General features: G+C 61.0%; 21 protein-coding genes and 3 tRNA genes. All 24 read left to right on the top strand.

Going from position 1 to position 12997, the window contains the following annotated elements; all coding sequences use genetic code 11:
• Window positions 1-146 precede the first annotated feature (146 nt).
• The 24 genes from XaplCFBP3123_RS04530 (at window position 147) to rpsH (ending at window position 12989) form a co-directional block, all read left to right on the top strand.
• Window positions 147-1106 (top strand): ribose-phosphate diphosphokinase, encoded by a 960-nt coding sequence (locus XaplCFBP3123_RS04530; protein WP_002811729.1) that lies wholly within the window; start codon window positions 147-149, stop codon window positions 1104-1106.
• A gap of 109 nt (window positions 1107-1215) precedes the next feature.
• On the top strand, window positions 1216-1851 hold the full coding sequence (locus XaplCFBP3123_RS04525) for a 50S ribosomal protein L25/general stress protein Ctc (RefSeq protein WP_104532925.1): 636 nt from the start codon (window positions 1216-1218) through the stop codon (window positions 1849-1851).
• Window positions 1852-1900: 49 nt separating this feature from the next.
• The gene (gene pth / locus XaplCFBP3123_RS04520) at window positions 1901-2479 is read left to right on the top strand and encodes an aminoacyl-tRNA hydrolase (protein ID WP_104532924.1); all 579 of its coding nucleotides are present in this window, start codon (window positions 1901-1903) and stop codon (window positions 2477-2479) included.
• 77 nt (window positions 2480-2556) lie between these two features.
• Window positions 2557-3648 carry a redox-regulated ATPase YchF gene (gene ychF / locus XaplCFBP3123_RS04515; protein WP_104532923.1) on the top strand — a complete coding sequence of 364 codons (1092 nt, stop codon included), beginning with the start codon at window positions 2557-2559 and terminating at the stop codon, window positions 3646-3648.
• A 154-nt stretch (window positions 3649-3802) separates the two neighbouring features.
• A tRNA-Tyr gene (locus tag XaplCFBP3123_RS04510) sits at window positions 3803-3888 on the top strand.
• Window positions 3889-3917: 29 nt separating this feature from the next.
• Window positions 3918-3991: transfer RNA gene (locus XaplCFBP3123_RS04505), tRNA-Gly, on the top strand.
• Window positions 3992-4024: 33 nt separating this feature from the next.
• A tRNA-Thr gene (locus tag XaplCFBP3123_RS04500) sits at window positions 4025-4100 on the top strand.
• Window positions 4101-4146: 46 nt separating this feature from the next.
• Window positions 4147-5337 (top strand): elongation factor Tu, encoded by a 1191-nt coding sequence (tuf, locus tag XaplCFBP3123_RS04495; RefSeq protein ID WP_024938571.1) that lies wholly within the window; start codon window positions 4147-4149, stop codon window positions 5335-5337.
• A gap of 465 nt (window positions 5338-5802) precedes the next feature.
• Window positions 5803-6114 carry a 30S ribosomal protein S10 gene (rpsJ, locus tag XaplCFBP3123_RS04490; RefSeq protein WP_104532922.1) on the top strand — a complete coding sequence of 104 codons (312 nt, stop codon included), beginning with the start codon at window positions 5803-5805 and terminating at the stop codon, window positions 6112-6114.
• An 11-nt stretch (window positions 6115-6125) separates the two neighbouring features.
• Complete coding sequence (gene rplC, locus XaplCFBP3123_RS04485) at window positions 6126-6776, top strand: 50S ribosomal protein L3 (protein ID WP_006450633.1); 651 nt, start codon at window positions 6126-6128, stop codon at window positions 6774-6776.
• A gap of 12 nt (window positions 6777-6788) precedes the next feature.
• Window positions 6789-7394: a 50S ribosomal protein L4 gene (gene rplD / locus XaplCFBP3123_RS04480; RefSeq protein WP_104533285.1), complete on the top strand. Its 606-nt coding sequence runs from the start codon at window positions 6789-6791 to the stop codon at window positions 7392-7394.
• Window positions 7391-7690: a 50S ribosomal protein L23 gene (gene rplW / locus XaplCFBP3123_RS04475; protein ID WP_002811694.1), complete on the top strand. Its 300-nt coding sequence runs from the start codon at window positions 7391-7393 to the stop codon at window positions 7688-7690. Before rplD ends, rplW begins: the two co-directional genes overlap by 4 nt.
• Window positions 7691-7700: 10 nt before the next feature.
• The gene (rplB, locus tag XaplCFBP3123_RS04470) at window positions 7701-8528 is read left to right on the top strand and encodes a 50S ribosomal protein L2 (RefSeq protein ID WP_003486715.1); all 828 of its coding nucleotides are present in this window, start codon (window positions 7701-7703) and stop codon (window positions 8526-8528) included.
• Window positions 8529-8534: 6 nt separating this feature from the next.
• Complete coding sequence (gene rpsS, locus XaplCFBP3123_RS04465; RefSeq protein WP_005993369.1) at window positions 8535-8804, top strand: 30S ribosomal protein S19; 270 nt, start codon at window positions 8535-8537, stop codon at window positions 8802-8804.
• 13 nt (window positions 8805-8817) lie between these two features.
• The gene (gene rplV, locus XaplCFBP3123_RS04460) at window positions 8818-9153 is read left to right on the top strand and encodes a 50S ribosomal protein L22 (protein ID WP_002811686.1); all 336 of its coding nucleotides are present in this window, start codon (window positions 8818-8820) and stop codon (window positions 9151-9153) included.
• A gap of 17 nt (window positions 9154-9170) precedes the next feature.
• Window positions 9171-9905: a 30S ribosomal protein S3 gene (gene rpsC, locus XaplCFBP3123_RS04455; protein ID WP_104532921.1), complete on the top strand. Its 735-nt coding sequence runs from the start codon at window positions 9171-9173 to the stop codon at window positions 9903-9905.
• 5 nt (window positions 9906-9910) lie between these two features.
• Window positions 9911-10324, top strand: coding sequence for a 50S ribosomal protein L16 (rplP, locus tag XaplCFBP3123_RS04450; RefSeq protein ID WP_011036127.1), 414 nt, complete (start codon window positions 9911-9913; stop codon window positions 10322-10324).
• Window positions 10324-10509 (top strand): 50S ribosomal protein L29, encoded by a 186-nt coding sequence (gene rpmC, locus XaplCFBP3123_RS04445; RefSeq protein ID WP_006450638.1) that lies wholly within the window; start codon window positions 10324-10326, stop codon window positions 10507-10509. The genes rplP and rpmC overlap by 1 nt, the downstream gene beginning before the upstream one ends.
• 11 nt (window positions 10510-10520) lie before the next feature.
• On the top strand, window positions 10521-10790 hold the full coding sequence (gene rpsQ, locus XaplCFBP3123_RS04440; RefSeq protein ID WP_016900663.1) for a 30S ribosomal protein S17: 270 nt from the start codon (window positions 10521-10523) through the stop codon (window positions 10788-10790).
• A 14-nt stretch (window positions 10791-10804) separates the two neighbouring features.
• Window positions 10805-11173: a 50S ribosomal protein L14 gene (rplN, locus tag XaplCFBP3123_RS04435; protein WP_003486699.1), complete on the top strand. Its 369-nt coding sequence runs from the start codon at window positions 10805-10807 to the stop codon at window positions 11171-11173.
• Window positions 11174-11188: 15 nt separating this feature from the next.
• A complete protein-coding gene (rplX, locus tag XaplCFBP3123_RS04430; RefSeq protein ID WP_003486696.1) occupies window positions 11189-11506 on the top strand; it encodes a 50S ribosomal protein L24 in 318 nt (105 codons plus the stop codon).
• A gap of 11 nt (window positions 11507-11517) precedes the next feature.
• Window positions 11518-12060 carry a 50S ribosomal protein L5 gene (gene rplE, locus XaplCFBP3123_RS04425; RefSeq protein WP_010371090.1) on the top strand — a complete coding sequence of 181 codons (543 nt, stop codon included), beginning with the start codon at window positions 11518-11520 and terminating at the stop codon, window positions 12058-12060.
• An 18-nt stretch (window positions 12061-12078) separates the two neighbouring features.
• Window positions 12079-12384: a 30S ribosomal protein S14 gene (gene rpsN / locus XaplCFBP3123_RS04420; RefSeq protein WP_104532920.1), complete on the top strand. Its 306-nt coding sequence runs from the start codon at window positions 12079-12081 to the stop codon at window positions 12382-12384.
• 206 nt (window positions 12385-12590) lie between these two features.
• The gene (gene rpsH, locus XaplCFBP3123_RS04415) at window positions 12591-12989 is read left to right on the top strand and encodes a 30S ribosomal protein S8 (protein WP_010371096.1); all 399 of its coding nucleotides are present in this window, start codon (window positions 12591-12593) and stop codon (window positions 12987-12989) included.
• Window positions 12990-12997: the final 8 nt, after the last annotated feature.

Genomic DNA, 12997 nt, shown 5'->3' with positions numbered 1-12997 from the left:
GTCCCTCTGCAACAGTCGTATATGCAGGTCCCCTGCAACAGCCCGCACATCCATGTGCGGGGATTGAACAAGAAGCCCGGCATTTGGTCGGCTTTGTCCAGCTCCACCATCGCCCGCACGCTCTTTGCCGCCGCCCGAGAGATCTCATGCAAGACCAACGTAATCTGCTGGTGTTCTCCGGCAATGCCAACAAGCCGCTTGCCCTGAGCATCTGCAAGGAGCTTGGTGTTCGCATGGGCAAGGCGCTGGTCACGCGCTTCTCCGATGGCGAGGTGCAGGTCGAAATCGAAGAAAGCGTGCGCCGGCAGGAAGTGTTCGTGATCCAGCCGACCTGCGCGCCGAGCGCGGAGAACCTGATGGAGCTGCTGGTGCTGATCGACGCGCTCAAGCGCGCCAGCGCCGCGTCGGTGACCGCGGTCATCCCGTATTTCGGCTACTCGCGCCAGGACCGCCGCATGCGGTCCTCGCGCGTGCCGATCACCGCCAAGGTCGCCGCCAAGATGATCTGCGCGATGGAGGCCGACCGCGTGCTGACGGTCGATCTGCACGCCGACCAGATCCAGGGCTTCTTCGACGTGCCGGTCGACAACGTCTATGCCTCGCCGCTGCTGCTGGCCGACATCTGGCGCGCCTACGGCACCGACAACCTGATCGTGGTGTCGCCGGACGTGGGCGGTGTGGTGCGTGCGCGCGCCGTCGCCAAGCGTCTTGACGATGCGGATCTGGCCATCATCGACAAGCGCCGCCCGCGCGCCAACGTCGCCACGGTGATGAACATCATCGGCGACGTGCAGGGCAAGACCTGCGTGCTGGTCGACGATCTGGTCGATACCGCCGGTACCCTGTGCGCAGCCGCCGCAGCGCTGAAGCAGCGCGGCGCGCTCAAGGTGGTGGCCTATATCACCCACCCGGTGCTGTCCGGCCCGGCGGTGGACAACATCAACAATTCGCAGCTCGACGAGCTGGTGGTCACCGACACGATTCCGTTGAACGAAGCTGCGCGCACCTGCGCCAAGATTCGTCAGCTGAGCGTGGCCGAGCTGCTGGCCGAGACCATCCGCCGCATCGCCTTCGGCGAATCGGTGAGTTCGCTCTACGTCGACTGATTCCGCATTCGGCGCCCGGATATTCCGGGTACCGCAATCCGTCTCTCCTGGTCGCGGGTGAGACGCTTCATCGCCGCGAGGCGATATTCCAACCAGGTAGTGAAATCCAATGGCAAAGACACATGAAATCAAGGTCGAGCGCCGCGCGAACGAGGGGAAGGGTGCGAGCCGCCGCCTACGTCACGCTGGCGTCATCCCGGCCATCGTTTACGGTGGCGAACTCGAGCCGGTCAGCATCCAGCTCAACCACGAGCAGATCTGGCTTGCCCAGCAGAACGAGTGGTTCTACTCGTCGATCCTCGACCTGAACCTCAATGGCGATGTGCAGCAGGTGCTGCTGCGTGACATGCAGCGCCATCCGTTCAAGCAACTGATCATCCACATCGACTTCCAGCGCGTCAGCGCCAACGAGAAGCTCAGCGCCGCTGTCCCGCTGCACTTCGTCAACGAAGCAGCCTCGCCGGCCGGTAAGTCCAGCGAAGTGGTCGTCACCCACGAACTGAACGAAGTTCAGGTCGTCTGCCTGCCGAAGGATCTGCCGGAGTTCATCGAAGTGGACCTGGGTGATCTGGAAGTGGGCAATGTGATCCACTTGTCCGAGATCAAGCTGCCGGCCGGTGTGGAAATTCCGGAGCTGAAGTTGGGCAAGGAGCACGACGTGGCGGTGGTTGCTGCCAAGCACGTGCGGATCGAAGAAGAAGACGCTGCCGGTGAAGAAGGCAGCGAAGGCGCCGAGACCAAGTAAGCCGTCGGCCGATCCCTCGCACTGCGCGGGATCGGCCGCGGTCGCTGGCATGTCTGCACTCCGCCTGATTGTCGGACTCGGGAATCCGGGTCCGGAACACGCGCAAACCCGGCACAACGCCGGGTTTCGTTTCGTCGATGCCCTCGTCGAACGCCAGGGTGCGCGCTGGGGGCTGGATGCCAAGTTGTTCGGCGAGACCGCCAAGGTCGAGATCGCCGGGCAGCCGGTCTGGCTGCTCAAGCCGGCCACCTTCATGAATCTCAGTGGCAAATCGATCACCGCCGCATTGCGGTTCTGGAAGATCGAGCCGGCGCAGTTGCTCGTTGCGCACGACGAACTGGATCTGGCGCCAGGCATCGCACGGCTCAAGTTCGATGGCGGCCACGGCGGCCAGAACGGCCTGCGCGATACCATTCGCCTGCTGGGGCATGGCAAATTTCATCGCTTGCGGGTCGGCATCGGTCATCCCGGCCACAAGGACCGCGTGGTGCCATGGGTGCTGGGACGGGCAGGGCGCGACGACGACGCGGCAATCGGTACTGCGGTGGACGCAGCCATCGATGTACTGCCGCTGGCAATGAAAGGTAATTTCAACGAGGCGATGAAGCGCCTGCATACGGAAAAATAGAGAATGGGGAATCGGGAATGGGATGAGCGTTGCTCTTGCCATTCTCGATTCCCGATTCTCCATTCACTGGAAAACCCATGGGTATCAAATGCGGCATCGTCGGCCTGCCCAACGTCGGCAAGTCGACCCTGTTCAATGCGCTGACCAAGGCGGGCATCGCTGCGGCCAATTTCCCGTTCTGCACCATCGAGCCGAATGTCGGCATCGTGCCGGTGCCGGATCCGCGCCTCAATCAGCTGGCTGAGATCGTCAAGCCGCAGAAGCTGATTCCGACTGCGGTCGAGTTCGTCGATATCGCCGGCCTGGTGGCGGGTGCGGCAAGCGGCGAAGGGCTGGGCAACAAGTTCCTGGCGCATATCCGCGAAGTCGATGCGATCACCCACGTGGTGCGTTGCTTCGAGAACGACGACGTCATCCATGTGAACAACAAGGTCGACCCGATCAGCGATATCGAAACCATCGATACCGAGCTGGCATTGGCCGATCTGGACAGCGTGGAAAAGGCGCTCAACCGTGCCGAGCGCAGTGCCAAGGGTGGCGACAAGGATGCAGCGGCGCGCAAGCCGGTGCTGGCCAAATTGCAGGCCGTGCTGGCTGACGGCAAGGCGGGGCGTGCAGCCGGTCTGGACGACGATGAAAAGGCGCTGGTGCGCGATCTGTTCCTGTTGACGCTCAAGCCGGTGATGTACATCGCCAACGTGCTTGAGGATGGTTTCGAGAACAATCCGCACCTGGACGCGGTACGTCGGCATGCGTTGGCCGAAGGCGCGGAAGTGGTGCCGGTCTCGGCAGCGATCGAAGAAGAGCTGTCGCAGCTGGATGACGAGGACCGCGACACCTTCCTGGCCGATCTGGGCCTTGACGAGCCGGGCCTGAATCGCGTCATCCGCGCCGCCTACAAGCTGCTTGGCCTGCAGACCTACTTCACCGCCGGCGTCAAGGAAGTGCGTGCGTGGACGGTCAGGGCTGGCTCGACCGCACCGCAGGCGGCAGCGGTGATCCATACCGATTTCGAGAAGGGCTTCATTCGCGCCGAGACGATCGGCTTCGACGACTTCATCAAGCACCGCGGCGAAGCCGGTGCGCGCGATGCCGGGCGCCTGCGCCTGGAAGGCAAGGAATACCGCGTGCAGGAAGGCGACGTGTTGCACTTCCGCTTCAACGTCTGATCGCCTGCGTGCGACCCCGATGGTCGCGCGTCTTTCGCGAAGACGATTGGTTCAAAATTTTTGTTGACACTGCATGCGTCCCACAACAAAATAACGGGCTGCTTCACCCCGAACCGAATTCGCTTCATCGCGCACCGGTCCGGTAGTAAAAGCTGGAGGGATACCCAAGCGGCCAACGGGGGCAGACTGTAAATCTGCTGGCTTACGCCTTCGGTGGTTCGAATCCACCTCCCTCCACCAGTTTCACGTTGTGGCATGCAGTTCCCGGCGCGGGAGTAGTTCAACGGTAGAACCTCAGCCTTCCAAGCTGATGGTGCGGGTTCGATTCCCGTCTCCCGCTCCATTGAACGCAAATGCATGGCATAATGCAAAACTCGCTCACGTAGCTCAGTCGGTAGAGCACCTCCTTGGTAAGGAGGAGGTCGAAGGTTCGATTCCTTTCGTGAGCACCACTACTCAATCGTCTTCAACTCCAAACGATTACCGAGACACGCACCCATGGCAAAAGCTAAATTTGAGCGCACCAAGCCGCACGTGAACGTCGGCACCATCGGTCACGTCGACCATGGCAAGACCACGTTGACAGCCGCGCTGACCAAAATCGGTGCTGAGCGTTTCGGTGGCGAGTTCAAGGCGTATGACGCGATCGACGCGGCGCCGGAAGAGAAGGCGCGCGGCATCACGATTTCGACCGCGCACGTCGAATACGAATCCCCGAACCGTCACTACGCGCACGTCGATTGCCCCGGCCACGCCGACTACGTCAAGAACATGATCACCGGTGCGGCGCAGATGGATGGCGCGATCCTGGTGTGTTCGGCTGCCGACGGCCCGATGCCGCAGACCCGCGAGCACATCCTGCTCTCGCGTCAGGTCGGTGTGCCGCACATCGTCGTGTTCCTGAACAAGGCCGACATGGTCGACGACGCCGAGCTGCTCGAGCTGGTCGAGATGGAAGTGCGCGAGCTGCTCAGCAAGTACGACTTCCCGGGCGATGACACCCCGATCATCCACGGCTCGGCGCGTCTGGCGCTGGACGGCGATCAGAGTGACATCGGCGTGCCGGCGATCCTGAAGCTGGTCGACGCGCTCGACACCTTCATCCCGGAGCCGACCCGCGACGTCGACCGTCCGTTCCTGATGCCGGTCGAAGACGTGTTCTCGATCTCCGGCCGCGGCACCGTGGTGACCGGTCGTATCGAGCGCGGCATCATCAAGGTCGGCGACGAAATCGAAATCGTCGGTATCCGCGATACGCAGAAGACCACCGTCACCGGCGTGGAAATGTTCCGCAAGCTGCTGGACCAGGGTCAGGCAGGCGACAACGCCGGTCTGCTGCTGCGCGGCACCAAGCGTGACGACGTCGAGCGCGGCCAGGTGCTGTGCAAGCCGGGCTCGATCAAGCCGCATACCGAGTTCGAAGCCGAAGTCTACGTGCTGTCCAAGGACGAGGGTGGCCGTCATACCCCGTTCTTCAAGGGCTACCGTCCGCAGTTCTACTTCCGCACCACCGACATCACCGGCGCTTGCCAGCTGCCGGAAGGCGTGGAGATGGTGATGCCGGGCGACAACGTGAAGATGGTCGTGACCCTGATCAATCCGGTCGCGATGGACGAAGGCCTGCGCTTCGCCATCCGTGAAGGCGGTCGTACCGTCGGCGCCGGTGTGGTTGCCAAGATCATCAAGTAAGTCCTGCAGCCCGGCGGCTTTCAGTCGCTGGATCTGCTAGAGGAAGGGTCGGCGCGAGCCGGCCCTTTTTTATGCGCCAGATCGGACGGATGTACGGGCAATAGCGTATTGACGGACCAGAATGCTTGCGCAGATAAAAAGCCGTCGCTATAATGCGCGGCTCGGTGTCCCTGGGTAGGGCGCTGAGTTACAGCGAAAAGAACGGCAGGATGCCGCTCGTGTTCGCCAGACCGGGAAGGTCGCGTTGCATGGAGCACTCAACAACTCACGCGTTGTTGACCGTGCTCTTGTTGCGCATTATACTTTTCCGTCTGGGCAGGCCGGTTTACCGGTCTGCCTCAGTTTTTGGGCGGAGGAAATGCCCTCGTCGGCAGGATGCATGGCGAATTCATCTACGTCAGGAATATCGGGGCAGGTATCCCAGAGGCCTTGCCCGTCGCTCTTTTAATGAAGGAAGCTTCCGTTATGTCGGAACAAAAGATCCGGATTCGGTTGAAGGCGTTCGATCCTCGTGTGATCGACCGTTCGGCCAGCGAGATCGTCGAAACGGCTAGGCGGACCGGCGCGCAAGTGCGTGGCCCGATCCCGTTGCCGACCAAGATCGAACGCTACACCATCCTCGTATCCCCGCATGCCGACAAGGATGCGCGTGACCAGTACGAAACCCGCACGCACAAGCGTGTGCTCGATATCGTCGACCCGAACGACAAGACCGTGGACGCGCTGATGAAGCTCGAACTCGCGGCTGGCGTCGACGTTCAGATCAAGTTGACCTGAGGACTACGACCATGACGAAGAAATATTCGTTGGGCTTCGTAGGCCGCAAGGCTGGTATGAGCCGCGTCTTCACCGAAGACGGTCGCTCGGTACCGGTCACGCTGATCGAAGCAACTCCAAACCGCATCGCGCAGATCAAGACCGTCGAAGCTGACGGCTACAGCGCTGTGCAGATTACCGTTGGTGCCCGCCGTGCCGCGCTGGTCAACAAGCCGGCTGCCGGCCACTTCGCTAAAGCGAAGGTGGAAGCGGGTCGCGGCCTGTGGGAATTCCGCGTTGAAGATGCGCAGCTCGGCGATTTCGCCGTCGGCGGCGAAATCAAGGCGGACATCTTCGAGGTTGGCCAAAAGGTCGATGTCCAGGGCGTCACCAAGGGTAAGGGTTTCCAGGGCACCATCAAGCGCTACAACTTCCGTATGGGCGATGCAACTCACGGTAACTCGCTGTCGCATCGCGCGCCGGGTTCGTTGGGTCAGCGCCAGACCCCGGGTCGCGTTTTCCCGGGTAAGAAGATGTCGGGCCACATGGGCGCCGTGCAGCAAAGCACGCAGAACCTGGAAGTGGTCAAGGTCGACGTCGAGCGTGGTCTGATTGCTATCCGCGGCGCCGTGCCTGGCGCAGCTGGTGGCGACGTGATCGTCCGTCCGGCGAGCAAGGCATAAGGAGAGATGACGATGGAACTCGTTATCACGGGTAGCAACAACAAGGTCTCGGTCTCCGATGCCGTGTTCGGTCGCGAATTCAGCGAAGATCTGGTTCACCAGGTTGTCGTCGCTTATCGCAATGCCGGTCGCGCTGGTACCAAGGCACAGAAGACGCGTTCGGAAGTTGCGGGCACGACCAAGAAGTCGAAGAAGCAGAAGGGCGGCGGTGCGCGTCATGGCGCGCTGACGGCTCCGATCTTCGTCGGCGGCGGCGCGACCTTCGCGGCCAAGCCGCGCAGCTTCGAACAGAAAGTCAACCGCAAGATGTACCGTGCGGCCATCTGCGCGATCTTCTCTGAGCTTAACCGCCAGGGTCGCCTGATGATCGTCGATGCGTTCGACGTCGAAACCACCAAGACGCAGGGTCTGATCGAGAAGTTGAAGGGACTGGATGTGGGCAAGCGCCCGCTGATCGTCACCGAGGAAGCGTCCGAGCACCTGTATCTGTCCGCTCGCAATCTGCCGTATGTGCAGGTGCGCGACGTGCAGGGTCTGGATCCGGTCGCTCTGGTCGGGGCCGATACGGTCGTGATCACCGCCGATGCGGTCAAGAAGATCGAGGAGTGGCTGGCATGAGCAGCAACGAAAAAATCTTCAGCGTGCTGCGTGCTCCGCGAGTCTCCGAAAAGACCGCGCGCCTGCAGGAAATCTCCAACCAGTATGTCTTCGAAGTTTCGAACGAAGCCACCAAGGCCGATGTAAAAGCCGCGGTTGAGCAGCTGTTCGACGTCAAGGTCAAAGCGGTCAACGTGGTCAACGTCAAGGGCAAGAGCAAGTCCTTCCGTAACCGTGCTGGCAGCCGTGGCAATTGGCGCAAGGCGTACGTCCGCTTGGTTGATGGTCAGTCCATCGACGTAACGGCCAAGGCCTGAGGTCCATCCCATGCCATTGATGAAGTTCAAACCCACCTCTCCCGGCCGTCGTTCCGCCGTGCGCGTGGTTACTCCCGATCTGCACAAGGGCGCACCGCACGCGGCGCTGCTCGACTCGCAGAGCAAGTCCGGTGGTCGTAACCACCATGGCCGCATCACCGTGCGTCACGTCGGTGGTGGGCATAAGCAGCACTACCGCATCATCGACTTCAAGCGCAACAAGGAAGGCATTCCGGCGCGTGTGGAGCGGATCGAATACGATCCGAACCGTACCGCTCATATCGCCCTGCTGTGCTACGTCGACGGCGAGCGTCGCTACATCATCGCCCCCAAGGGCTTGAAGGCTGGCGATCAGGTCATTGCCGGTGCCAACGCACCGATCAAGACCGGCAACACGCTGCCGCTGCGCAACATTCCGGTCGGTACGACGGTCCACGGTATCGAGCTGAAGCCGGGTAAGGGCGCTCAGATCGCACGTGCTGCCGGTGCAGCCGTCCAGCTGGTCGCTCGCGAAGGCATCTATGCCACGCTGCGTCTGCGCTCGGGCGAAATGCGCAAGGTGCCGGTCGAGTGCCGCGCTACCATCGGCGAAGTCGGCAACGACGAGCACAACCTCGAGAAGCTGGGCAAGGCTGGCGCCAAGCGCTGGCGCGGTGTTCGTCCGACCGTTCGCGGTGCGGCCATGAACCCGGTCGATCACCCGCACGGTGGTGGTGAGGCCAAGGCTGGCCAGGGTAATCCGCATCCGGTCACCCCGTGGGGTGTTCCGACCAAGGGTTACAAGACGCGCAAGAACAAGCGCACCCAGCAATTCATCGTCCGCGATCGTAGGGGCTAATCGACCATGGCACGTTCACTCAAGAAGGGCCCGTTCGTCGATCACCACCTTGCAAAGAAGGTGGAGTCCGCTGCGGGTAGCAAGAAGCCGATCAAGACCTGGTCGCGCCGTTCGATGATCCTGCCGGAAATGGTAGGCATCACCATCGCCGTGCATAACGGCAAGAACCACATTCCGGTGCTCGTCAACGAGAATATGGTCGGCCACAAGCTCGGCGAATTTGCCGTCACCCGGACCTTCAAGGGTCACGGTGGCGACAAGAAGTCGAGCAGGTAAGGGAGAGATGACGATGGAAGCGAAAGCAATCCTGCGCACCGCGCGCATCTCCCCGCAGAAGGCCCGCCTGGTCGCTGACCAGGTGCGTGGACTGTCCGCCGAACGTGCGGTCAATCTGCTGAAGTTCTCGGACAAAAAGGCTGCGCACCTGATCAAAAAGGTTGTGGAGTCGGCTATTGCCAATGCCGAGAACAATCAGGGCGCGGATGTCGACGAGCTGAAGGTCAAGACCATCATGGTTGATGAAGGTCCCTCCCTGAAGCGTTTCATGGCGCGGGCGAAAGGCCGCGGTACCCGCATCCTCAAGCGCACCAGTCACATCACTGTGATTGTCGGCGCCGCCAAGTAAGCGGAAAGGAAAAGACCATGGGTCATAAAGTTCATCCGACTGGAATTCGCCTTGGCATCGCCAAGGACTGGAATTCCAAGTGGTACGCAAGCAAGGCCGACTTCGCCGCTTATCTGGCAGCCGACCTGAAAGTGCGTGAAATGCTGCGCAAGAAGCTCGCGCAGGCAGGTATCAGCAAGATCTTGATCGAGCGCCCTGCCAAAACCGCCCGCGTGACCATTCACACCGCCCGTCCGGGCGTGGTGATCGGCAAGCGTGGCGAGGACATCGAAAAGCTGCGTAAGGAAGTGAGTGCGATGATGGGTGTTCCTGCCCATATCAACGTCACCGAAGTGCGCAAGCCGGAGCTGGACGCGCAGCTGGTTGCCGAATCGATCGCGCAGCAGCTTGAGCGTCGCATCATGTTCCGTCGTGCAATGAAGCGCTCGGTCGGCAACGCGATGCGCTTGGGTGCCCTGGGCATCAAGATCAATGTGGCTGGCCGCCTCAACGGTGCGGAAATCGCCCGTTCGGAGTGGTACCGCGAAGGCCGCGTGCCGCTGCACACGCTACGTGCCGACATCGATTACGGTTTTGCCGAGGCGTCCACGACGTACGGCATCATCGGCATCAAGGTCTGGATCTATAAGGGTGAGGTCTTCGACTTCTCCCAGGTTGGCCAGGAGAAGCAGGACGACAGCCCGCGCAACGATCGTAATGATCGCGGCGACCGTGGTGACCGTCCTTCGCGCCCGGCTCGTGAAGCGAGGTAACGGCAATGTTGCAACCCAAGCGAACCAAATACCGCAAGATGCACAAGGGCCGTAACGACGGCCTGGCATGGAGCGGAAACGCCGTCAGCTTCGGCGAGTACGGCCTCAAGGCAACGGCGCACGGTCAGCTGACCGCGCGTCAGATTGAAGCAGCACGTCGTACGATCAGCCGCCACGTCAAAAAGGGCGGCAAGATGTGGATTCGTGTGTTCCCCGACAAGCCGATCACCAAGAAGCCGATCGAAGTCCGCATGGGCTCCGGTAAGGGCAACGTGGAGTACTGGGTCGCGCAGATTCAGCCGGGCCGCATGATCTATGAAATCGAGGGTATTCCCGAAGATATCGCACGTGAGGCGTTCCGCCTTGCTGCCGCGAAATTGTCGGTGACCACCACTTTCGTGACCCGGACGGTGCGCTGATGGATATCAAACAACTCCGCGAGAAGTCGGCTGACGAACTGAAGGCCCACCTGACCGATCTGCGTAAGGAGCAGTTCTCGCTCCGTATGCAGCAGGTCACCGGCCAGCTGCCGAAGACCCACGATACCCGCCGGGTGCGCCGCGAGATTGCTCGCGTCAAGTACCTGCTCGGCAGCACCAAGTAAGGACGGCCGCGATGAGCGACAACAACGAAAAGCAAGCGCTGCGCACGGTCGAAGGCCGTGTCGTCAGCAACAAGATGGACAAGACGGTCACCGTGTTGGTGGAGCGCCAGGTCAAGCACCCGTTGTACGGTAAGTACATCAAGCGCTCGTCCAAGCTTCACGCACACGATGCCGACAATGCCTGCAACGAAGGCGACGTCGTGCGTGTGACCGAGATTGCTCCAATGTCCAAGACCAAGAACTGGCGGGTGGTCGAAATCGTCACCCGTTCGGCCGAATAAGGGAGATCTGAATCATGATCCAGATGCAGAGCTACCTCGATGTCGCCGACAATTCGGGTGCCAAGGAAGTGATGTGCATCAAGGTGCTGGGCGGCTCCAAGCGCCGCTACGCACACATTGGCGACATCATCAAGGTGACCGTCAAGGACGCCATTCCGCGTGGCAAGGTCAAGAAGGGCGAAGTCTACGACGCCGTCGTGGTGCGTACCCGCAAGGGTGTGCGCCGTCCCGACGGTTCGCTGATCCGCTTCGATGGCAACGCCGCTGTGCTGTTGAACAATAAGCAGGAGCCGATCGGGACCCGCATCTTCGGGCCGGTGACGCGCGAGCTGCGTTCCGAGAAGTTCATGAAGATCGTCTCGCTCGCTCCCGAAGTGCTGTGAGCGGAGGACATATACATGGCTAACCGTATCAAGAAGGGCGACCAGGTCGTCATCAACACCGGCAAGGACAAGGGTAAGCAGGGTGAAGTTGTGCGTGTGGACGGCGATCGCGTGATCGTCTCCAATGCCAACGTCATCAAGCGCCACACCAAGCCGAACCCGCAGGCGGGTGTCGCCGGCGGCGTGGTCGAGCGTGAAGCGTCGATCCATATCTCCAACGTCAATATCGTCAATCCGGCAACCGGCAAGGGCGAGCGCGTTGGCTTCAAGGTGCTGGAGGATGGACGCAAATTGCGTGTGTTCCGCTCCAGCGGTGAGGCGCTCGACGCCTGAGGAATGCGATCATGAACACTCGTCTCGAAAAGTTTTACAAGGAAAACGTGGTGCCGGCCCTGATGAAGGAATTCGGCTACACCAATCCGATGGAAGTGCCGAAGCTGGTCAAGGTCACGCTCAACATGGGCGTGGGCGAGGCGGCTACCAACAAGAAGATTCTTGAGAATGCGGTCGCCGACATGTCCAAGATCTCCGGTCAGAAGCCGGTGGTCACCAAGTCGCGCGTTTCGGTCGCATCGTTCAAGATTCGTGACGGTTGGCCGATCGGCTGCAAGACCACGTTGCGTCGCGCCAAGATGTACGAGTTTCTGGATCGTCTGATCAACATCTCGTTGCCGCGCGTGCGCGACTTCCGTGGTGTTTCCGGTCGCTCCTTTGATGGTCGTGGCAACTTCAACATGGGTGTGAAGGAACAGATCATCTTCCCGGAAATCGACTTCGACGCCGTCGACGCGATTCGCGGTATGGATATCGCCATCACCACCACCGCCAAGACGGATGCGGAAGCGAAGGCGCTGCTGGCAGCGTTCAAGTTCCCGTTCCGTAACTGACCGTCGAGGACATCCGAAATGGCAAAGACCTCCATGATCCACCGCGACATCAAGCGTGCAAAGCTGGCGAAGAAATTCGCCGGCAAGCGTGATGCGCTGAAGAAGATCCTCTCCAGTCAGGATGCGTCCTACGAAGAGAAGATCGATGCGTCGACCAGGTTGCAGAAGCTGCCGCGCGATTCGTCGCCGAGCCGCCACCGCAACCGTTGCGAGTTGTCCGGCCGTCCGCGCGGTGTCTACCGCAAGTTCGGTCTGGGTCGCAACATGCTGCGCAAGGCCACGATGAACGGCGACGTTCCGGGCCTGCGCAAGGCAAGCTGGTAACAGCACTGCGGGGCCGTTCGCGGCCGGCTTGAACAGGATGGTTCTGTTCAACAAGGGAGTCCGACGCAAGTCGGGCTCTTTTGTCGTATACTTCCGCTTCTGTCTTGCCCGCATGGGCCTGGCATGGCGTAAAGGGTCCTGGCCCATCCCCAGGAAAACACAAGATTTTCGCGAAAGCGGATATCGGTGCACTCAAAGGTACTCATATGAGCATGACTGATCCCATCGCCGACCTGCTGGTACGCATCAAGAATGCGGCCGCGGTTGGTAAGCAGACGGTGAAATTGCCGTCGTCCAAGATCAAGGTCGCGATCGCCCAGGTCCTGAAGGACGAGGGTTACATCACCGACCTGCGCGTGACAGCGACCGAGAACAACAAGTCGGAGCTGGAAATCGTGCTGAAGTATTTCGAAGGCCGTCCGGTCATCGAGACCCTGAAGCGTTTCTCGCGCTCGGGTCTGCGCCAGTACCGCGGCAAGACCGAGCTGCCCAAGGTCCTGGGCGGCCTGGGTATCGCCATCATCTCCACGTCGAAGGGCATCATGACCGATGCGCAGGCTCGCGAAGCCGGCGTTGGTGGTGAAGTCCTGTGCTTCGTGGCCTAAGGGAAGGA

This window comes from Xanthomonas arboricola pv. populi (assembly GCF_002939945.1).
In the GTDB taxonomy this organism is placed as follows: Bacteria; Pseudomonadota; Gammaproteobacteria; order Xanthomonadales; family Xanthomonadaceae; genus Xanthomonas; species Xanthomonas arboricola_A.
This window is presented reverse-complemented; position numbering and strand designations above follow the sequence as displayed.